Below are 19,735 nucleotides of genomic sequence, written 5' to 3' on the forward strand. Positions count from 1 at the left end.
CTTCCTTATGCGGTGATCGAAAGGGGTTGCGACTGGGCTTCTATGTTCACCGACGCAACATCCACTAATTTACTAAGTTGGCCTTGCAACAGACTGATGGGACGGTCGCTAGCCACAGTGACGCTAATAGTAACACTATCCCGTTCAGCTGAGGCATTCATCTGCATTTCCCGCACCGCAAAACCGCGGTGGCGTGTCACCCTCAGTAACCGCTCTAATGTCGCTGGGCGATCCTTAGCCTCGATATGCATGGTATGCATCATGACTGTTTCTCCATCATCTGTTGATTTGCCGCGCCTGGTGGCACCAGGGGCCATACATTTTCTTCGGCATCAATAGCCACATGTAACAGGTACGGACCCGTTGCAGACAACATGGCATCTAACGCCGCGGGGATTTGCTCCCGCTGGGTAATTAACTGACCAGGGATATCAAAAGCACTGGCCAGCGTTAAGAAGTCAGGGTTGTCTGACAGGTTGGTTTCGCTGTAACGCTTATCAAAAAACAACTCCTGCCACTGACGCACCATGCCCAACCGCTCGTTGTCGATGAGGACAATTTTAACTGGCAAGTTAAAGCGCTTAATTGTGCCTAACTCCTGAATATTCATCATGATGGAGCCATCACCGGTCACATTCACCACGGTGGCATCAGGGCGAGCTAACTGCGCACCAACCGCGGCCGGCATACCAAACCCCATGGTGCCTAAACCACCACTGGACAGATGGTCATGAGGCGAATCGAACTGCATATGCTGTGCGACCCACATCTGGTGCTGTCCAACATCACAGCTCACCACGGCATCATCAGGCAATTGGTCGGACAGCTGACGCAATAAGGCCGGGGCGTAGATCCCTTCGCCCGGCGCGTCATAACGCCATGCATACTGTGTTTTCAGTTGGTCACACTGACGACGCCATTCATCAATAGATAATGTCATTGCCAAAGCCGCCAATGCCGGTTTCATATCGCCATGTAATAGTGCGTGAGGGCGACGCAGCTTGCCGAACTCCACTTCATCAATATCAAAGTGGATCACCTTGGCATCTGGAGCGAAGGTATCCAGCTTGCCTGTCACCCGATCATCAAAACGTGCACCAATGGCGATCAATAGATCACTAGATTGTACCGCCAGATTCGCTGCCTGATTACCGTGCATGCCCAACATGCCAAGAAAGCGAGGGTGATCTTTCGGCAAGGTACCGATCCCTTTTAACGTGGTCACTGCGGGGATTTGCGTCTGTTCAAGGAAAGCACGCAGTTCAGGGACGGCTTTCGCCATACCCACACCGCCGCCAACATATAGCACCGGTCGCTCTGCCTGACTCAGTAGCTGCCGCGCCAATGCCAGTTGATCCGCGGTCGCAGCAGGCAAAGCATCATCAGAGACTAACAGGGGAGGCAACTCAGCAGCAGCCAATTGAATATCTTTCGGTATATCGACCAGCACAGGGCCAGGGCGGCCACTTTTAGCCAATGCAAAAGCTTGCTGCAGAACATCACCCAATTCGGCGATATCTTCAACCAAGAAACTGTGTTTGGTGATAGGTAAAGACAGACCTAAAACATCCACTTCCTGAAACGCATCCGTGCCAATCAGCGGGCTGGCAACTTGGCCAGTGATGGCAACCACAGGAATAGAGTCAAGATAAGCGTCAGCCAAACCAGTGATCAAATTAGTCGCGCCAGGGCCTGAGGTGGCTAAACAAACACCAACTTCACCACTGGCACGGGCATAACCCAGCGCGGCCAGAGCTGCGCCCTGTTCGTTGCGCACCAAGATGTGCTTAATTTCGCTCTGATAAAAAGCGTCATAGATCGGCATGATTGCGCCACCAGGATAACCAAAACAGGTAGATACCCCTTGCTGTACCAGCGCCTTAATGACTAACTGCGCTCCATTCATCTCGAATTCCTGTCTTTTATCTCGGTCACCCGCATCAACGTCAATGCGGTAAAAAAAAACCCCCGAGCCTTACGGCGCGGGGGTTTCGATATTCAGTGTTGTCTACCCAAATAACGCCCCGCGCGGTTGGCTAATCACCACCACGACTCGTACGATAATAAGTAGGCTTACAGACAACATGTTCATTATTCTTGGCTCTGCGTAAATTTGTGATTACAGATACATTACCGAAATAAATACCATAGCTTTTGACAGATCACAATTTTTTTGGGCTAGATTTAGCAAATGAATCGCGCAGCAGTTCCTGTTATTCACCGAAAGCCCCAGCAAAACATCAATTTTTTCGGTGTGTTATCCCTGTTGCTGCTGTTATTTACACTACTTGCAGCAAACGCCGACGCCAAGCCAGCGAAAACAGCACTTACCCTTGCGGTATTGGACTTCCGTGGTGCAGATGTCGCGCGCGCACGCTGGCAACCCTTGGCTGACTTTATCGCCACCACATTACAAACAGAAGTGACGTTAGTACCGTTGCAGCACACCGAACTATTAGCATTGGCGGGGCAAACCGACCTACTGCTGAGTAACCCGGTCGTCACCAGCCAACTCTTAAAGTACCAACCCAACTATCAGGTGGTCGCCACGTTAAACAGCCAAGCGTATGGCAATGCATTCGCCGGGGATATTATCGTTCATCGCGATAGTCCGCTGCACAGCGTGGCGCAACTGCAAGGCCGGGTGATCGGCGTGGTTAATCAATCGACATCTGCAGGAGGGTTCCTGTTCCAGGCCTATGAACTGGTAAAACTAGGTTGGCAGCCACTATCCAATTATGTGCAGTTTGCCACCCTGAATAATCAATACGCCATTTTGCAACGCGTTGCCAATAAGCAGGTCGATGCCGGGTTTGTCCGCAGTGGACTGATTGCCGATGCGAAGGAGTATGATCCCACTCTGTTTCGTGTCTTACCGCCAGCCAATCCTGCCGATAGCCCCCATACCACCCCTAAATATCCACACTGGGGTGTCGTAGTGAGCGATAGCTTAACTGCACAACAGATCTCTCAAGTTAAAATGGCTCTGCTAAGCTTATCGGCGAGTAGTCCGGTTGCCACTGCGGCAGGGATAAAAGGGTTTGTCGCTGCGGCGGATTATCAAGCGATAACCGAGTTACTCAACCAGATACAACCAGCACTAGAGAAATAGATTTGATATAGGTTTTACTGCAGCAAAAGGAATTGCGCACCATGTCTTTAGCGATTGTTCATAGTCGCGCCTCTGTTGGCGTGATCGCCCCACAAGTAGATATCGAAGTCCATTTAGCCGCAGGCTTGCCTGCTTTCAGCATTGTTGGATTACCGGAAGCATCAGTACGCGAAGCCCGTGAACGGGTTCGCAGCGCCCTGCTCAATGCACGATTTGAGTTTCCCGCCAAACGGATCACCGTCAATCTGGCACCGGCCGATCTGCCAAAAGAGGGCGGTCGCTTCGATCTTCCTATCGCCATCGGCATTCTTGCGGCGTCAGGGCAGATCCCCCTCGACGCGCTGAGTCGCTATGAGTTTGCCGGTGAACTGGCGCTCGATGGTTCTCTGCGGAAAATCACTGGCGCAATCCCGCTCGCTATTGCTAGCGAACAAGCCGGGCGCGCACTGATTTTACCCATACACAATGCCGCAGAGGCGGCCAAGGTAGACAACTGTCGGGTGCTGGCTGCCGATCATCTGCTGCAGGTCTGTGCCGGACTAAATGGACAACAAAGCTTGCAGCTGATGGATAGTGCTCCCGCAGAGACAGCCACACCAAACTATCCTGACATGGCAGATGTAAAAGGTCAGCATCAGGCGAAGCGAGCACTGGAGATCGCCGCCGCAGGGAACCACCACCTGCTGCTATTTGGTCCTCCTGGTACAGGTAAAAGTATGCTCGCCAGCCGCTTGCCCGGAATTTTACCCCCCATGGATCAACAGCAAGCGCTCGAATCCAGTGCCGTCTACTCGGTCAGTAGTCAGGGCTTTAAGCCAGCACAGTGGCGGCAACGCCCATTCCGCGCACCGCATCACTCCTGTTCAGCCATCGCCCTGGTGGGTGGCGGTAGCCAACCGAAGCCAGGGGAGATCTCACTGGCACACCGCGGCGTGTTATTCCTTGATGAACTGACAGAATATGACCGCAAAGTACTAGAGATGCTGCGGGAGCCTCTGGAAACAGGTCATATCACTATCTCCCGAGCCGCTCGCCAAGCGGAATTTCCCGCACGTTTCCAATTGATCGGCGCCATGAACCCCAGCCCATGTGGCACTTGGGGTGTACCTGGTGTACAAAGTCGCTCGACACCCGATCAGGTCAGGCGCTATCTGAGCAAGCTGTCCGGCCCATTTATCGACCGTTTCGATCTCACCGTAGACGTACCGCGGGTATCACCCGCAGAACTGGCGGATATCGACACCCCACAAATAGACACTGCCACCATTGCCGCTAAAGTGGCTACCGCCCATCAGCAGGCATTAGCGCGCCAAGGCTGCGCCAATGCACAACTCGGTGGTAAACAACTGGATCAGCACTGCCGCCTAACCAGTGAAGATAACCGGTTTTTGGGCATGGCTATCGACAAACTTGGGCTCTCCGCCCGCGCTTACCATCGCGTGTTGCGCGTGGCACGTACCATTGCGGATCTGGAACAGGCACCGAGCATACACAGCGGCCATCTCAGCGAAGCATTAGGCTTTCGAGCATTTGATCGATTGTTGGCGAGGTTAGCGGCGGCTTAGGTTGGTTTGTAGTAATCAGAATCAAAGAAAGGATTACATCCCGTTGCTTTTGTATAAATACTAACCTAGTGTTTGTCCCTTAAATTTGAGTTTAGGAAAAACTCTTCACAATTAGATAAGGAAGTCACATGAGTAACATTGTAAACACCATATCTCATCGTTATAACCTCCCCCAAAACGACACAGAAGCTATCAACAAACTTGCAAAAGTTCTCGATCTTCCATCTCACTACATTCATGGGGATAACAATAAAATTGCTATCGCCTTGGCTGGCGCAATTATGTACCGACAGCTACCTCGTTTAGAAAAAATTACAGTAATGCAAAGTATTGCAGCGCTGAGTTACCGTCCTTTAGTCGGTCAACTCGTCGCTAAGTGCACGGACCCCATGCTTCAACCTCAGTGGGGTGAGTGGTCAATGACTAATCAGGAACTTGAAGAAGTTCTGCTTCTTCATAATTCATTCAACCGTTGGTCAAGCATTCTTGGAGCAAATCCGGGAGCATATGGTGTAGGTGGTTCGGTTTGGAGCATAGTAAAACAGGGGGCAGGTAAAGGTAATATAATCGTACTCGTCGCCTCCTTAGCGCTTATAGGTATTCATGAGTTTTCATATCAAGAAACTCAACGTTACTCTGCCGAGCTTGAGCGACGTAAACATTTATCGGGAGGTCAGTAGTGAAAATATTCAACGTTGCAGCGGGATATTTTTTCGTCTATGCGCTGCTATCTTCTGTAGGCATATTGACGGCAACAATGTTAGACGCATCGAATCCATTTGCCCTTAATATTGCTGTAACAGTAATCACAACATTAATAATATCAAGATTATTGGGAGTGCAGTTCGGATCCAACCCAAGGTGCCTATCAGTCTGTTTAACTGGCGGCTTGGCTGCAGGAACTCATCTATTGGTGTTAAGTCAGATACCAAAAGGAATTTCGCATATTACGCCAACAGAAATCGCGACATCAATGGTAGTAAACGCCATAGCTGTTGGGTTAACACTATTCCTCACTCGCGGGCAACTAGTTAAAAACCACCGACCCTCTAGGTAACGTTGTAGAAAGCACTAAAAGCAAAGAGATATAGGGTTCATTATCCCCCCTAATAACACACATTCACCCGAACAGGTTTAGCGCTAAGCCCTTAAGCCAACTCGGCAATAACAACTTTAAGCATTCAACTGCGTTGGCATCTCTTGTTGTATCTGCGGCGCTGCAGCGAGCTGCTCAACACTTTCTTTTGCCTTGTGCTTAGATTCAAGATAACAGTTCACTAGCCCAACACCAGAGATCACAATCCAACAAAGTTGTGCGGTAAAAGAGGGTCCATTCCAATGTACAAACAACGAAATAGCCATGCAAGTAGAGGCGGCCAGGTTCAAACCGATATATTCATAACTATTACCGCTTACCTTACCGGCATTAAGCAGTAGATATGAGGCAAGATAGAGCACTCCACCAAGTGCGCCAATAAAGTTGAACAGATCCATGACTACTTCTTTTAACTCGCTGACTAAATGTAGAAAAAATTGGCGTTAGCCGGTTTAGGAGCGCTTTATAAAGCAAGCTTTCAGGCAAGAAAAATGATTCTTTTTTGTTGTTACGATTAGTAAAAGTAATGCAAGGTAAAAACCAGGGAGTTATCAGCTTTTAAGTACCTAAAAAAAGAAAGATAAACACTAAAAACAGCATCTTGAGTGACGCCCCAAAACGGGGCAAGCAAAATAGACATAAGCAGCGTCAGAATTATTAGGGCAAACTATTTTACTTCTACCGCCCTTCCCGCTACCAATGCCACGCCTATTTTCTGTTTGCGCCCGTCATTCAGCGCACCAAAGCTGCCGTTTTGCCCCTCTTCAGGCCTCTCCCTATCGGCTGGAGCAGCCCAAATTCAGCTAAACTTCATCCACTGGTAGCCTGTGGCAAGCAAAGCCCCGTTGAGCACAGCCTAAAAAACTAGGCGAGTGGCGGATCTAGCATTAGAATGGCGCCCTTAAAATTGTTGTTTATTTAACCTATTCAGAGATCACGCCATTGAGTAATTCGGCCACCGAACGCGCACGTCGCACCTACAATGTCGCTCATTGGAGCGAAGGTTATTTTGATGTCGATGAACAAGGGAACCTGACTGCCAATCCGACCGCCAATAGCGCGGGGCACTCTATCCCGCTACCAGATCTGGTGGAAGATATCCGCGCCCATGGTTTATCACTACCGATCCTGATCCGGTTTACCGATATTCTTTATCACCGTGTTGATACCCTGATCCGCGCCTTTGAAAAGGCCAAGCAAGATTGTGAGTACCCTGGCGGCTACACCGCGGTATACCCAATCAAAGTGAATCAACAGCGCAGCGTGGTGGAAAAGCTACTCAGTCATACCAGCGGCAAAGTCGGCTTAGAAGCCGGCTCTAAACCTGAGCTACTGGCGATTTTAGGGGTTTCAGATACCCCGATCACTATCGTTTGTAACGGCTACAAAGATCGCGAGTTTATCCGCCTAGCGCTGATCGGCCAGAAGATGGGGCACACGGTTAATATCGTGGTAGAAAAACTCAGTGAGCTGAATAAGGTGCTGGAAGAAGCCGCGGATCTTGAAGTGGAACCGCGTATCGGCATCCGCATCCGCTTAAACTCTACTGGTAAAGGCAAATGGCAGAACACCGGTGGTGAAAAGGGCAAGTTCGGCTTGGCCGCCCATCAGGTACTAGAAGCTGTTGAGCGCCTGAAAGCGATGGGTAAAGAGCAATATCTCTGCTTGGTGCATTTCCATATTGGTAGCCAGGTAGCGAATATTCGCGATATTCAGAAGGCGATCCATGAATGCGCCCGCTACTATGCCGAGCTTCGCCACCTTGGCGTACCCATTGATACGGTTGATGTTGGTGGTGGTCTTGGGGTGGATTATGAAGGTAGCCGCAGCCGTCACGGTTGCAGCGTCAACTACACGCCATTTGATTATGCCAACCGTGTTGTCCACGAGCTGGATGAGATCTGCTACGAACACGGCCTGCCACATCCCAATATCATCAGCGAGTCGGGCCGTTCAATGACCGCCCACCACGCCGTCCTGGTAGCCAATGTGATCGACAACGAACGCCAACCTAAGGGTGAAAACCTGCCGGAGGTCGGTGACGAAGCGCCGTCAATGATCTATGAATTATGGCAGTGTCATCAGCGTGTCGACGCCCACAGTGCTCTGGAAGCCTACCACGAGGCGATGTACTGCATCGGCGAAGCGGCAAGCCAATTCTCCCACGGCATGCTCAACATCAGCCAGTGGGCACAGGCAGAACAGATCTACTTCGCTATCTGTCACGAAGTACGCAAGCACTTGAAACACAGTAGCCGTGCCCACCGTGAAGTATTAGACGAGCTCAACGAAAAGCTGGCCGACAAACTGTTCTGTAACTTTTCCCTGTTTCAATCACTACCGGATATCTGGGGCATTCAGCAACTGTTTCCAGTGATGCCACTGCAAGGAATGGATCGTCCGCTCACAGATCGCGCCATTATTCAGGACATTACCTGTGATTCCGATGGTCAGATCCGGCAATATGTCGATGGCGCAGGGATCGAAGCCAGCTTGCCAATGCCAAAGGCGAAACAGGATGAAGAGCAGCTACTGGGCTTCTTTATGGTCGGTGCCTATCAGGAGATCCTCGGTGATCTACACAACCTGTTTGGCGATACCGATTCTGTGCACGTTGAACTTACTGACGACGGCTACAGTCTCAGCAGGTTAATGAAAGGCGATACCGCTGCACAAGTGTTAGATTATGTTCACTTTGAGCCACGTCGCCTGGTTGAAAGCTACCGTCGCCAACTGGCGAAAGTAGGCAACCGGAAAGAAGTAAATAAGCTACTGATCGAGCTGGAAGCAGGGGTCAGCGGATACACCTATTTCGAGGACTAAGCATGCTGAGTTTTCTGCCTAGTTTTATTAAAGGGCCCCTAGGCCTGTTGTTATATATCGTGAATACCATTTTTTGGGTGTTGCCGATCTTGCTGCTTTCATTCTGCAAGCTGCTGGTACCAATCACCCTGTGGCGCAAACTCTGTACCTACCTGTTAGATGCTTGTGCCGTTGCCTGGATCAGCATCAACAACGTCAACCAGCGGCTACTCACGGGCACCCGCATTGCGGTGCAGGGGTTAGAGGGAGTCGTGCGTAAAGAGTGGTATCTGGTACTGGCCAATCACCAAAGCTGGGTCGATATTCTGGTACTGCAACGGATCTTCAATCATCGCATCCCGTTTCTGAAATTCTTCCTCAAAAAAGAGCTCATTTGGGTGCCATTTCTAGGCGTCGCCTGGTGGGCGTTAGAGTTCCCGTTTATGCGCCGCTACAGCAGCGCTTTCCTAAAGAAACACCCGCACTTGAAAGGCAAAGATATCGAAGCAACGCGCAACGCTTGCCGCAAGTTTCGCTTTAAACCCACCAGCATCATGAATTTTGTTGAAGGCACCCGTTACACAGAGCAAAAACATGAAAAACAGGCATCCCCCTATCAGCATCTGCTGCTGCCCAGAGCAGGCGGTATCGCCTTTGTGTTAAATGCCATGGGTAATCAACTGCACAAGCTGGTGGATGTGACCATTCTTTATCCGCAACAGCGCCCCAGCTTCTGGGATTTTGTCTGTGGCAAAGTAGCAGAGATCAAAGTCGATGTGCGCGTATTACCGATTGATGAGCACCTGATCGGCGACTACCAGAACGACAAGCAGTTCCAGCAACGCTTTCAGGGCTGGGTAAACCAACTGTGGCAAGAGAAGGATCTCAAACTGGCAGAGATGAAAGCCTCGCAATGAGGCTTTTAGCAACCCCCTCCCTCGATGTTCATTCCGTCGACACCACAAGGTAGCTGATCCGCGATGTTGAGTTTTCTTCCGGGCCCTTTGTTAGCCGTTATCAATCTGTTTTTTATCAGCCTATGGCTGGGGCTGTGGGGCGGATTGATCTTTCTCGGTGGCCTACTGAAACTGTTACCCATCTCCCCTTGGCGCAAGCTAATCAATCTATTCTTACATCGCTTTTATCAAGCCTGGACCCTGTGTATGCGCGGTACGCTGGCATTAACCAACCGCATTGAATGGCAGATCGAGCTGCCAGCCGAGCTTGATACCAAGCACTGGTACCTGCTGATCAGTAACCACCTGAGTTGGCTGGATATCGTAGTGCTCACCTCCCAGCTCCATCGCCGTATCCCAATCGGCAAATTTTTCTTAAAACAGGAGCTGATCTGGGTGCCTTTCCTCGGCATCGGGGCATGGGGATTAGATATGCCCTTTATGAAACGTTATTCCAAAGCGTTTTTAGCCAAATATCCGCACCTCAAAGGCAAAGATATTGACGCCACACGCGCTGCCTGTGCCCACTTTCGTCATAGCCCCACCACAGTGATCAATTTTGTTGAGGGCACACGTTTTACCCCTGAGAAGCAGCAACATCAGCAAGCACCTTATCAACATCTATTGGCGCCTAAAGCGGGTGGGATCGCCTTTGCCCTAAACGCGATGAAGTTTGATGCCATCCTCAATACCACACTCTGTTATCCCGACAACAGAGAGCCCGCCATGCCAGCGGCACTAAAAGGAGAGCTAAAGCGGGTGGTATTAAAGATTGAAGCAATTGCGGTGACCGATGAGCTGATTGGCGACTACTTTGATGACGCCGCATTTCGTCATCAGTTTCAGCAACAACTCAATGGCTGGTGGCAGGCAAAGGATGATCAGTTATCTGAACTGCTGGCGGGCGGAAACACCGGTGCGACAATCACAGATTCTGTCACGCCTTGTAAGTAACCCTCGGGCTCCACTGCACACTGACAAAAAATATCTATTGGACTGCTACCCGGCATAGGGCATGAACCAATGGGCGTGACGCAGATAATATGCTTACTGTACTGCAAACGCCGCCCCGTATTACGCGCTTTATAGGGCCGCTCAAATACCCATTCGCCTTGGGTATCAGGCTTAAGTGTCAGATTGTCTGGCAAAGGCTGAGCACAGCCAGAGATCAGCGCAGCGCTAAGCAACAACACACCGCCTGCAAAACCACAATGAGTCATATTGGATTACCTAACATTCTGTACCACTGGGGTAGCCAGTTTAAAGCGCCCCCTCATCCCAGCCTTCTCCCACCAGGGGAGAAGGAGCAAAACAACAAAGAACAAAGAGCAACCGCTTCGCTTGTGATCCCCTCTCCAAGGGGAGAGGGCTAGGGTGAGGGATCTTTGCCACTTTCACACAGCAGGAGCTCCGCCGCGAGTGCGTCTAACTGGGTTTCATCAAACAGTTGTACACCGATACGGCGCAAATGGCTCACCGTCACACCATCCCCCGCGATTAGACGCCCTTGAAACGCGCCATCATACACATGGCCGCTACCACAACTGGGGCTGCGCGCCTTCATCAAAGCCAAACGGATCCCTTGCTGCTGTGCCAACTTAACCGCCAGCGTGGCGCCAGCTTCAAACTCAGCCGTCACGTCCACCCCCTGTTGCGTGATCACCCGGCCACCCGGCTGTTGCTCAGCCGCCGGGCGGGGCACAGGTAAACCACCCACCACTTCCGGGCACACTTTGACTAATCGCCCTTCTGCCTGCCAACGTTTAAGTAACGGATGTTCGCATAGCTGGATCTCGCCGTTATAACGCACACGATCGCCTAGTAAACAGGCGCTGATGAGGATCTTTTCCATGTTCAACCTAATGGATTTAACTGAGTTCATTATTGTCTGAGCACATCAGTCTCTCAAGGAGTAACACACAACAAAAAAGGCGCCTACAGGCGCCTTTTTGCTTAAACCGGATAAATCGTCATCTAAACGCTATCAGGTTTACTTTTTCTCTAACAAAAACAGCACTAACTGTACGAACTCATCCGCTGACTTGATAGAGCTGGTGTTAATCTTGTATTTACCGTTGACGAAGAAGCTTGGCACACCGGTGATCTTGTAATCTTTGGTGGCTTTCTGCATCTGGCTCACCAGACCGTTAACCGCAAAGCTGCTAACCGCACCATCATACTGACCGGCATCAACGCCGTTCTTAATAAAGAAATCACGCAATGCCGCTGGGGTCTGCAGGAAGTTTTTCTTGCCATGCACTTCATTGAAGATCGCGGGTAACACGGTGTCTTCAACTTTTAGTACCAACATGGTGGCATAAGCACGGGTGTACAAAGGGCCGATATCGCGACCAACAAAATCCACGTGATTACGCTTAAATTTCACCCCTGGCGGAAGCTGCTTGCTCAGCTCATGCACGATAGGCTCAAAGCTATAACAATGACCGCAAAGCACGGAGAAAAATTCGGTGATCTCTGGCTCGGCACTGGCAACACTGCGAACAACAGTGTAGTGCTTGCCCTCTTGAAAACGCTCTGCACACGCCGTGATCGGCAGCAGCAATACCAACAGAGATAAGAGGATCTTTTTCATTCGTATAGGTTCCTAGAAAGTAAGCTCAGCTAATTCAGTTCAGAATATCCGATGCTAGGGATTTACAGCCAAGGCTGCAAGCTTAAAGGTGGTTCTTGCAGGCTAGATAACTGTTCTTTACACGCCAGGATCTGTCCTTCCCAATATTTATCGCTGTTAAACCAGGGGAATGCCTGAGGAAAAGCAGGATCTTGCCAGCGACGCGCCAGCCATGCCATGTAGTGGATCTGACGCAATGCCCGTAGCGGCTCAATCAATGCCAACTGCTTGTTATCAAACTCACAGAACTGCTCATAACCTTCCAGAATCAACTCTAACTGCAAAATACGTTCGGCGCGTTCGCCTGACAGCAGCATCCATATATCCTGCACCGCTGGCCCCATACGGGCATCATCCAGATCGACAAACTGCGGGCCAATCTCATCACGCCACAATATGTTGCCAGGATGGCAGTCACCATGCAGGCGGATCGGCGTATAGGCTGCCGCTTCAGCCAGATGCCGCTGCAAGGCTGTGAGCAGGTGCTCAAGCACGGTAAAGAACGGCGTTTTCAGCGAATCGGGCAACATATTAGCTTGTTGCAGATACTCAGCCGACTGGGCACCAAAACTGTCAAAATCCAACGTAGGGCGATGCACAAAATCCTGTTTACTGGACACCATATGCAAGCGGCCAACAAAACGCCCCACCCACTCCAGCTGATCCAAGTTATCCACTTCCAGGTGACGACCACCGACACTGGGAAACACCACGAAGCGATAGCCTTCCGCTTTGAGGAGTGTTTTGCCAGCAAAGGTCAGCGGCGCAACAACGGGGACTTCCGCATCAAGCAACTGCTGGGTAAAGGCATGCTCCTCCTGGATCGCATCATCGCTCCAGCGTTCAGGGCGGTAGAACTTAACAACGTAACGCTGGCGCTCCTCATCAAGAAATTGATAAACGCGATTTTCGTAGCTGTTCAAGGGCAGCAAACCTGAGTCGACCCGAATGCCCTGACTTTCCAGCGCATCAAGGATCAGCTCAGGCGTGAGCTTAGCAAAGTGAAATTGACTCACAGGGAGGTCATTTCCTTATTTAAAGGGGTATCGCCATGACTATCGTCGGCTAAAGAAGCGGCTGTCGATGCGCCGGGCATCGTCACTGCTATCGGTAGTCACAACAAACTCTATCCGCGTCATGGGGCTCGTTAATTCATAGGGGTCAACCGCCAGACTGATCGGCACATCGGCGACATCTCCAGCGGCCACCTCTATCTGCTGTGGGCCGCTCCACTCATAGGGCGGCAGCCCTTCAACACTCAGGTGGAACTGCGTGGCTTGCTGAGTTTTATTCACCAGTACCAAGGTATAGGTGTTTTCGATCCAGCCCTCGTTGGTTTCGCGGAACATCTGGTTGCGATCGCGCAACACATCCACTTCGAAATTAACCCGCAGGTTGGCGGTCACGACAAACGCAATCATCATCACCACCAACGCTAAACCGTAACCGATCAGCTTGGGCCGCACGAACTCTGTGGTACCTCCTGCTAACCGGTGCTCAGTGGTGTAGCTGATCAGGCCTTTTTCATAACCCATTTTGTCCATGGTCTGGTCGCAAGCATCGATACAAGCACCACAGTTGATGCACTCATACTGCAGGCCATTCCGGATATCGATGCCGGAGGGGCAGACCTCGACACAGAGGTTACAATCAACACAATCGCCCAGCCCAACCGCTTTGTAATCTTCTTTACGTTTACGGGGGCCACGGGCTTCACCACGATCGACATCATAACCAACGATAAAGGTATCTTTATCAAACATGGCGGACTGAAAGCGGGCATAGGGGCACATGTGGGTACAAACAATAGTTCGCATCCAGCCAGCGTTGGCATAGGTGGCCAACATAAAGAAGATCACTGAGAAAGTGGCGGCAAAGCTCAACTCACCGGTAACCAAACCAAACACCACATCGGAGGCTGGCACAAAATAAGCCACCATGGTGATACCGGTCACCAAGGCCACGGCTAACCAACAGAAATGCTTGAAGGTTTTACGCCAGAGTTTTTCAAAGTTCCAAGCTGTTCGGTCAAGTTTTACCCGTTTATTGCGGGCGCCTTCAATTTTTTCTTCGAACCAAATGTATATAAAGGTCCAGACCGTTTGTGGGCAGGTATAGCCGCACCAAACACGACCTAAGAAGGTGGTAAAGAAGAACAGGGCAAAAGCGGCGATCATAAACACGAACGCCAATAGAATGAGGTCCTGTGGAAACAGAGTGACCGAGAAAAAATTGAACTGCTGCGCTTCTATATCGAGCAAGATCGCCTGACGTCCTTGGTAAGGGATCCAGGGGGTGAGCATAAACAGCGCCATCAAGAACCAGCCACCGTAGCGACGCAAGCGTTGAAAAACGCCTTTCATCGCCCGTACGTAAATGGTGTTGTTGGGATGAACGGGTTGGTCACCCATCTTGGTTTTAGCGGCAGGGCGGGGCCGGGAAGGCTTGATTTCACGCACCTCGATTTTATCGCTCATCACTGTCCTCACTGCTTTAAAAAAGGCGCTCTCGACAGCCGTCGTTGATTAGGCGGCGTTGCATTGTAGCAGTAAACAGTTTACAACCCGAAACAGTTAGCTAACAGAAGCAGCATCACAAGGAGCTGATAAACCGTGAAAAAAATTTTACTGACCATGTTACTGGTGGTGATCGCCATGGTTGCCTCGCGTTCAGAGTATGTCAGAGAAGCGATTACCGAAGGACCACAACCGCTGCTGGAAAAACTCAACGAATTACTTGGCGACTACCACCCCGATAAACTCAAACAGCAGATGGCGGATGGGATGAAAGTGGATACCACGTTGGCAAACTTTCGTCGCAAATTAGACGCCTCAGTCAAAGCCAAAGAGGAGTACCTCTACCAGTTCTGTAACCCCGAAAATCCTCAGGAACATCCCACACTGGATGGAAATCGCCAAGCAAAAATGTGTGACTATGCGCGCGACAAACTTGGTATAAATTAGTTTTGACTACAATGAGTTGTAATAGCCGACAAAAATGACCGCCTATGCAACGCTGGCAACACCTTTTCTGCTTAGCCCTGCTGCTTTTTTCACAGGGGGCTTTTAGCGAAAAACACCGTTACCCCATGCCCGGCACGCTTTATGTGCTGGGTGATGTCCATGGCGCCTACCAAGAGCTCTCCACCTTGCTCCAGGGCGCCAAACTCATTGATGAAGATGAACGTTGGATCGGTGGTACCAGCTATCTGGTCAGTGTTGGCGATCTGCTTGATCGCGGTGACGATTCCCGCTGGGTAATGGATCTGCTGCGACGGCTAGAAAAGGAAGCCCGAGATGCTGGCGGCCGCGTCTATGTGTTGATGGGCAACCATGAGCAGATGAACCTGATGGGTGAGCTCAACTATGTCACGCCAGGGGAATTTGCCAGCTATATCGAGCTGGAAACCAGTCAGTTGCGCAACCAACGATTCGAACAGTTCACGCAACTGCATCCAGACATCGAATCTACCGCCACCTTGATGGAAAAATTTGAACAACACTATCAACCTGGCTACTTGGGGCACCGTGCAGCCATGGCACTGGATGGCGACTACGGCAAATGGTTGATCAGACGCCCCACACTGTTGGTCATTGGTCGCTTCGGTTTTGTTCACGGTGGATTATCCAGTGTCATCGCGGGGCTCTCCAGCGGCGCCATTAACGAAATGACCCAGACAAACATTCGCCAATTTGTCACCGCTCAACAGAACCTACTCGAACAGGGGCACGACCTGACCGGCTATAGTTGGTTTGAACGGCTGGAGCAGGCCAAATTACTAGCCACCGAAAGCAGCGATGCGCAGATCCAAAAACAAGCCCAGCTGGTATACAAGGCTGGCAACAACCCCCTGCTGAATAACGAAGGTCCGCTCTGGTATCGAGGTAATGTGATATGCCACCCGCTGTTTGAGCAACCTATGCTTAAAGAACGCTTGGCCAACCTGAATATTGAGCAACTGATTGTCGGACATACCCCGACCCCCAGTCGAGAGATCACCGCGTATTTAGACGGCTTAGTGATCGATGTCGATACCGGCATGAACACCGCTTACTACCATGGCAAACCAGCGCTGCTAAAAATCACTGATGACGCACAGATGCAGGTATTCACTGATGGCAGATGGCAATCATGGCAAGCGGAGAGCGCCGCTGACGGATACAAAGGCCGCCGTTATGAAGATTGGGAACTGCTACTGACGAACGCAGAGATCACTGAGATTGAAGCCGTTGGCGAAGGCGTCACCCAACCCCAAAAAGTGACGCTGAGCGCCAACGGTGAAAGCTTTCACGCCATTTTCAAAACCGAAGATGTGCGACCACGGCGGCGCAATCAACATCATCAACTCAGTGACAGCTTCCGTTTTGATATCGCCGCCTATCAGCTTGCCCGCGCAATGGCACTGACCGAGATCCCTCCCACGGTGGCGCGCACAATTAAAGGCAAAAGTGGCGCGCTGCAACTTTGGGTCAATAACACATTTAATGAGAGCAAACGGCTAAAAGAGGGCCTTTATCCTGCGGAAACTTGCGTACTGAGTTATCAACACAGCTTGATGAACCTATTCGATATACTAATCCACAATGATGACCGTACCCGAGCCAACATGCTGTATCAAAGATCCAACTGGAAGCTATGGTGGATAGACCATTCGCGGGCATTCAGGACGTTACCTCGCGCACCAGAATATCTTGCGCAGGCTAAGTTAATCTATTCGCCACTGGTTAGGCAGCAACTGCAGCTGTTGTCACGGCAAAAACTACAACAAGTGTTGGGCCGATGGTTGGACAGTGATCAGCTAAGAGCCATCGCTAAGCGCCGGGATCTGCTGCTCCGCGCCTGGAAAGATCAGCGCTAAGCAGAGCGATATGCCGCTGCAACCGCAGACAGATCCAGATCCAAACTAACGCCAGGCCAACATTGATCAGCAGGTAACCTGATAGATCCAACAGCAGCCAGTGGCTACCGAGCAACACGATGACTAATTGGATGAGATCTCCCAAACGCCAAAAAATCGTATCTATCACCGCCTTGCCCTCATACAGCTGCACCCCTGAAAGAGGCAGAAAAAGCGTGTGACGTAGGGTATTTTGCAACGAGTAATCCAGGCTGTTTTCAGCCACTTTATAGAGACAAGTAAGCCAGAATAGCGGCAAGAAAAATAGTGTTAAATAGCCGCCAAGCATCAAGCAAGGCACCAGCAAGAGTGCGGAAGGAATGCCCAACCAACGAATCATTCTTGACACCAAAAACAGCTGGCAGAGCACGGTAGCGAAATTCACCCAACTGTAGAACCCGCCATAAAAAGCGCCTATCTGATCCGCACCGCTATATTGCAGCTCAACCCAACGCGCCAAAATATATTCTCCCAAGCTATTGCCGGTATTTAGCAGCAACACAAACAGCGCGATCAGCATGAGATAGGGATTTAGCAGCAGGTGATTTAAGCCTCGAAACCAATGCTGTTTAGCATCAACAGATCTGTCAGCGCTTGCTTGCGCCACTTTGGAAGAGATGGGGCGCGGCGTTTGCCAAACGGCAACATACCCCGAAATAGCAACAGCAAACGCGCCGCCAACACCACTAACAATAAACACCCAGTGGGCAGAGACAGCACCAAGCAGTCCACCGACAGTGGCCCCCGCTGCAATCAGCGGAAACAGCCGTTTACCTGCCTCTGGTTGGTAATAAGCCGCACATTCAGCCCAGAATTGGGCAATGATGAATACATTAAATATCCCCAACCAGATATAGAAAGGTGCTGCTACAGGCAGTTGCAGTCCATGGCCTAACCAAAACAGAGCAAGAGAGATCACCGCGACAACTAGCACGCCGGAGAACATTCGCTGGGTCCCCAAGTGGCGCACCAGATAGGCATAAAGCGGCATCAATAGAAACAGCACTAACGCTTGGATCGCCGTTGCGTAGCTACGAATGGTGGCGTCATGCTCACTCAGGATCAACGCCTCGCGCAGCGGTTTTAATTGATAGTAAGCAAACAGCAGAAGGAAAGCTTTCAGTGTCAACCACAGGGCTGGGCGCAACTCACCTGGAGCAACCTGGGTGATCAGATTAACGCTACGGGTCAACCAAATTGCTAAAGTCGCTTTAAACATCAATAGATTAAGTCGATTGGCGAGGTACTATCAGCAAGTGTAGTCCGCTTTTAACTAAGCAAAGCGTAATTAAACAGACCGGCAAATAATCAAGCTAAGCAATATCTTCTATTTGCCGTCAGCATCGCAACGACTCAGCGCCGCCGATTACCCCGCCTGCGCTTTGCCCACATCCAAATACCTGATGCAGCTAACAACATCATCGCTACCGCTGCCATATCCATCAACCAGGGACCTGAGACGCCGACGATGCGTCCGCTGTGCAGATCTAGCAATACACGCTCTAAATCAACGGCCCCGTGCGCGGGTAACGCCTGCGCTAAATCCGCGGGGATCGCTGCAGGCGAGCTCCAGCTCACCTCAGCCTGCGTCACCGGGTGCCACGCAAGCAAAGCTTCATCCGCTTGCGCAAGCTGCTGTTCTATTCGAATAGTCGGCACCAGCTGTTCATCCAGCCCCATTGCCGTCACACCTTGAGGCCAACCTAACTCGGCGCTAACCTTTTCCGCCAACTCGCCCTCTTCGGTAAGCAGCAACAACTGCTTGTCGGTAGCTACTAGCAGCATCGTCTGCCAGACAAGCGCACCAACCACGTCACCATCCACGGCCATCAATGGTTGATCATTAAGGTAAAGCTGCTGCCCTTGGACAATAAGCCAGTCGCCCGCCACGGGATAAGCTTGCGGCTGCGGTGACTCAATACCATACCAGCGAAGTAGCCATGGCCAATCCAGGTGTTGCTGGCTCAGTTTAAGGCCATCAGTATGATTCAGTGCGATACCGGTCAAACTAAGCAAAAAGATAAACAATGCCGCAGCCAACCCAAGCTTGCGGTGCCACCAGTGCAGCGCCCTTAACACCCTAGCCATTACTATCCCCGCTGACTTTGGATTCAGCTAATGTTGTATTCGGCATAACATGACGGTGGAAAACTAAGGCCAACCGAGCAATACGAGTAACCGCTTGGACCGAGAGTGTCGCTCCGGTAATGCCATCAATGTGGCGGTCGAGCTTTTTCTCTTCAGTTAACGTCGCTCCAGCGTATTGCGCCATAAACTGCGGATAACGAACTTCCCAACCTCGGCTTTCTCGATAAGCCAGAATTTCGCTGTATCTGATCTCATCGCCTTTCACCACCATACCCATAGTGATAGGGCGTTCTTTACCTATCTCTTCCAATATCCATACTGACTGGTCATCACGCATCCAGTAGCGGATCCTCAAAGCAGGATAGGCATGGTCCAATATCTCTTTACTTAGCGCTTTAACATCGCGCTTTAACCAAAGTACTTTGGTCTTAGGTACGTCACCATCAAAGGCTTCCGCCAGAAACTGATCTGCCGTTTTATAGATCTCCTCCTTTGCCTGAGCAGGAAGGGCGATCGCCGAAAAAAACAGAGCAATGATAAGTAATTTAAGTCTTCTCATAACCACCTGATAAAACGAAAAAAGGCGA

18 protein-coding genes are annotated in these 19,735 nt (G+C 50.7%); 8 read left to right on the top strand and 10 right to left on the bottom strand.

What is annotated here, in order from left to right:
* Positions 1–5: 5 nt before the first annotated feature.
* Both ilvM and ilvG read right to left on the bottom strand, forming a co-directional pair.
* Positions 6–263 carry an acetolactate synthase 2 small subunit gene (gene ilvM / locus EXY25_RS17130; protein WP_233496514.1) on the bottom strand — a complete coding sequence of 86 codons (258 nt, stop codon included), beginning with the start codon at positions 261–263 and terminating at the stop codon, positions 6–8.
* Positions 260–1,906, bottom strand: a complete 1,647-nt coding sequence (gene ilvG, locus EXY25_RS17135) for an acetolactate synthase 2 catalytic subunit (protein ID WP_130567816.1) — start codon at positions 1,904–1,906, stop codon at positions 260–262. The genes ilvM and ilvG overlap by 4 nt, the downstream gene beginning before the upstream one ends.
* A 285-nt stretch (positions 1,907–2,191) precedes the next feature.
* Between ilvG and EXY25_RS17140 the strand changes: the two genes are divergently transcribed.
* The 3 genes from EXY25_RS17140 (at position 2,192) to EXY25_RS17150 (ending at position 5,357) form a co-directional block, all read left to right on the top strand.
* Positions 2,192–3,112, top strand: a complete 921-nt coding sequence (locus EXY25_RS17140) for a phosphate/phosphite/phosphonate ABC transporter substrate-binding protein (protein ID WP_130567817.1) — start codon at positions 2,192–2,194, stop codon at positions 3,110–3,112.
* 41 nt (positions 3,113–3,153) lie between these two features.
* Positions 3,154–4,677 carry a YifB family Mg chelatase-like AAA ATPase gene (locus tag EXY25_RS17145; protein WP_130567818.1) on the top strand — a complete coding sequence of 508 codons (1,524 nt, stop codon included), beginning with the start codon at positions 3,154–3,156 and terminating at the stop codon, positions 4,675–4,677.
* A gap of 128 nt (positions 4,678–4,805) precedes the next feature.
* Entirely contained in the window at positions 4,806–5,357 is a 552-nt protein-coding gene (locus EXY25_RS17150) for a hypothetical protein (RefSeq protein ID WP_130567819.1), read from the top strand.
* A gap of 493 nt (positions 5,358–5,850) precedes the next feature.
* Here the strand turns inward: EXY25_RS17150 and EXY25_RS17155 are convergent, their stop codons facing one another.
* Positions 5,851–6,171 (bottom strand): CBU_0592 family membrane protein, encoded by a 321-nt coding sequence (locus tag EXY25_RS17155; protein WP_114339316.1) that lies wholly within the window; start codon positions 6,169–6,171, stop codon positions 5,851–5,853.
* Between the two features lie 544 nt (positions 6,172–6,715).
* Between EXY25_RS17155 and speA the strand changes: the two genes are divergently transcribed.
* From speA to EXY25_RS17170, 3 genes are all read left to right on the top strand, one after another.
* On the top strand, positions 6,716–8,596 hold the full coding sequence (gene speA, locus EXY25_RS17160) for a biosynthetic arginine decarboxylase (protein ID WP_114339315.1): 1,881 nt from the start codon (positions 6,716–6,718) through the stop codon (positions 8,594–8,596).
* Positions 8,597–8,598: 2 nt separating this feature from the next.
* The gene (locus tag EXY25_RS17165) at positions 8,599–9,492 is read left to right on the top strand and encodes an acyltransferase (protein ID WP_130567820.1); all 894 of its coding nucleotides are present in this window, start codon (positions 8,599–8,601) and stop codon (positions 9,490–9,492) included.
* 63 nt (positions 9,493–9,555) lie between these two features.
* Positions 9,556–10,485 carry an acyltransferase gene (locus EXY25_RS17170; protein WP_130567821.1) on the top strand — a complete coding sequence of 310 codons (930 nt, stop codon included), beginning with the start codon at positions 9,556–9,558 and terminating at the stop codon, positions 10,483–10,485.
* Positions 10,486–10,900: 415 nt separating this feature from the next.
* Here the strand turns inward: EXY25_RS17170 and EXY25_RS17180 are convergent, their stop codons facing one another.
* The 4 genes from EXY25_RS17180 to ccoG all read right to left on the bottom strand — a co-directional run bounded on the left by EXY25_RS17180 (position 10,901) and on the right by ccoG (position 14,640).
* A complete protein-coding gene (locus EXY25_RS17180) occupies positions 10,901–11,383 on the bottom strand; it encodes a 2-thiouracil desulfurase family protein (protein ID WP_130567823.1) in 483 nt (160 codons plus the stop codon).
* Positions 11,384–11,521: 138 nt separating this feature from the next.
* Positions 11,522–12,124 carry a thiol:disulfide interchange protein DsbA/DsbL gene (locus EXY25_RS17185; protein WP_130567824.1) on the bottom strand — a complete coding sequence of 201 codons (603 nt, stop codon included), beginning with the start codon at positions 12,122–12,124 and terminating at the stop codon, positions 11,522–11,524.
* Between the two features lie 62 nt (positions 12,125–12,186).
* Positions 12,187–13,179 (bottom strand): serine/threonine protein kinase, encoded by a 993-nt coding sequence (locus EXY25_RS17190; RefSeq protein ID WP_130567825.1) that lies wholly within the window; start codon positions 13,177–13,179, stop codon positions 12,187–12,189.
* A 39-nt stretch (positions 13,180–13,218) separates the two neighbouring features.
* Positions 13,219–14,640, bottom strand: coding sequence for a cytochrome c oxidase accessory protein CcoG (gene ccoG, locus EXY25_RS17195; RefSeq protein WP_130567826.1), 1,422 nt, complete (start codon positions 14,638–14,640; stop codon positions 13,219–13,221).
* A 135-nt stretch (positions 14,641–14,775) separates the two neighbouring features.
* Here ccoG and EXY25_RS17200 point away from each other — a divergent pair, with 135 nt between their 5' ends.
* Positions 14,776–15,126 (top strand): hypothetical protein, encoded by a 351-nt coding sequence (locus EXY25_RS17200; protein ID WP_130567827.1) that lies wholly within the window; start codon positions 14,776–14,778, stop codon positions 15,124–15,126.
* 44 nt (positions 15,127–15,170) lie between these two features.
* Positions 15,171–17,021: a metallophosphoesterase gene (locus tag EXY25_RS17205; protein WP_130567828.1), complete on the top strand. Its 1,851-nt coding sequence runs from the start codon at positions 15,171–15,173 to the stop codon at positions 17,019–17,021.
* On the opposite strand, the gene EXY25_RS17210 is transcribed toward EXY25_RS17205, so the two are convergent.
* The 3 genes from EXY25_RS17210 to EXY25_RS17220 form a co-directional block, all read right to left on the bottom strand.
* Positions 16,975–18,252, bottom strand: a complete 1,278-nt coding sequence (locus EXY25_RS17210; protein WP_130567829.1) for an NTP/NDP exchange transporter — start codon at positions 18,250–18,252, stop codon at positions 16,975–16,977. The two genes, EXY25_RS17205 and EXY25_RS17210, sit on opposite strands and share 47 nt — an antisense overlap.
* A 161-nt stretch (positions 18,253–18,413) precedes the next feature.
* Positions 18,414–19,148 (bottom strand): PepSY-associated TM helix domain-containing protein, encoded by a 735-nt coding sequence (locus EXY25_RS17215; protein WP_130567830.1) that lies wholly within the window; start codon positions 19,146–19,148, stop codon positions 18,414–18,416.
* On the bottom strand, positions 19,141–19,707 hold the full coding sequence (locus EXY25_RS17220) for an FMN-binding protein (RefSeq protein ID WP_130567831.1): 567 nt from the start codon (positions 19,705–19,707) through the stop codon (positions 19,141–19,143). The genes EXY25_RS17215 and EXY25_RS17220 overlap by 8 nt, the downstream gene beginning before the upstream one ends.
* Positions 19,708–19,735 lie beyond the last annotated feature (28 nt).

This window comes from Corallincola spongiicola, assembly GCF_004284785.1.
Lineage (GTDB): Bacteria > Pseudomonadota > Gammaproteobacteria > Enterobacterales > Neiellaceae > Corallincola > Corallincola holothuriorum.

Bases quoted from the DNA above. Each gene is read 5' to 3' on its own strand.
- EXY25_RS17165 (WP_130567820.1), top strand. From the start codon at position 8,599: ATGCTGAGTTTTCTGCCTAGTTTTATTAAAGGGCCCCTAGGCCTGTTG.
- EXY25_RS17215 (WP_130567830.1), bottom strand. From the start codon at position 19,148: ATGGCTAGGGTGTTAAGGGCGCTGCACTGGTGGCACCGCAAGCTTGGG.
- EXY25_RS17150 (WP_130567819.1), top strand. From the start codon at position 4,806: ATGAGTAACATTGTAAACACCATATCTCATCGTTATAACCTCCCCCAA.
- ilvG (WP_130567816.1), bottom strand. From the start codon at position 1,906: ATGAATGGAGCGCAGTTAGTCATTAAGGCGCTGGTACAGCAAGGGGTA.
- EXY25_RS17180 (WP_130567823.1), bottom strand. From the start codon at position 11,383: ATGGAAAAGATCCTCATCAGCGCCTGTTTACTAGGCGATCGTGTGCGT.
- EXY25_RS17185 (WP_130567824.1), bottom strand. From the start codon at position 12,124: ATGAAAAAGATCCTCTTATCTCTGTTGGTATTGCTGCTGCCGATCACG.
- EXY25_RS17170 (WP_130567821.1), top strand. From the start codon at position 9,556: ATGTTGAGTTTTCTTCCGGGCCCTTTGTTAGCCGTTATCAATCTGTTT.
- ccoG (WP_130567826.1), bottom strand. From the start codon at position 14,640: ATGAGCGATAAAATCGAGGTGCGTGAAATCAAGCCTTCCCGGCCCCGC.
- EXY25_RS17140 (WP_130567817.1), top strand. From the start codon at position 2,192: ATGAATCGCGCAGCAGTTCCTGTTATTCACCGAAAGCCCCAGCAAAAC.
- EXY25_RS17145 (WP_130567818.1), top strand. From the start codon at position 3,154: ATGTCTTTAGCGATTGTTCATAGTCGCGCCTCTGTTGGCGTGATCGCC.
- ilvM (WP_233496514.1), bottom strand. From the start codon at position 263: ATGATGCATACCATGCATATCGAGGCTAAGGATCGCCCAGCGACATTA.
- EXY25_RS17220 (WP_130567831.1), bottom strand. From the start codon at position 19,707: ATGAGAAGACTTAAATTACTTATCATTGCTCTGTTTTTTTCGGCGATC.
- EXY25_RS17155 (WP_114339316.1), bottom strand. From the start codon at position 6,171: ATGGATCTGTTCAACTTTATTGGCGCACTTGGTGGAGTGCTCTATCTT.
- EXY25_RS17205 (WP_130567828.1), top strand. From the start codon at position 15,171: ATGCAACGCTGGCAACACCTTTTCTGCTTAGCCCTGCTGCTTTTTTCA.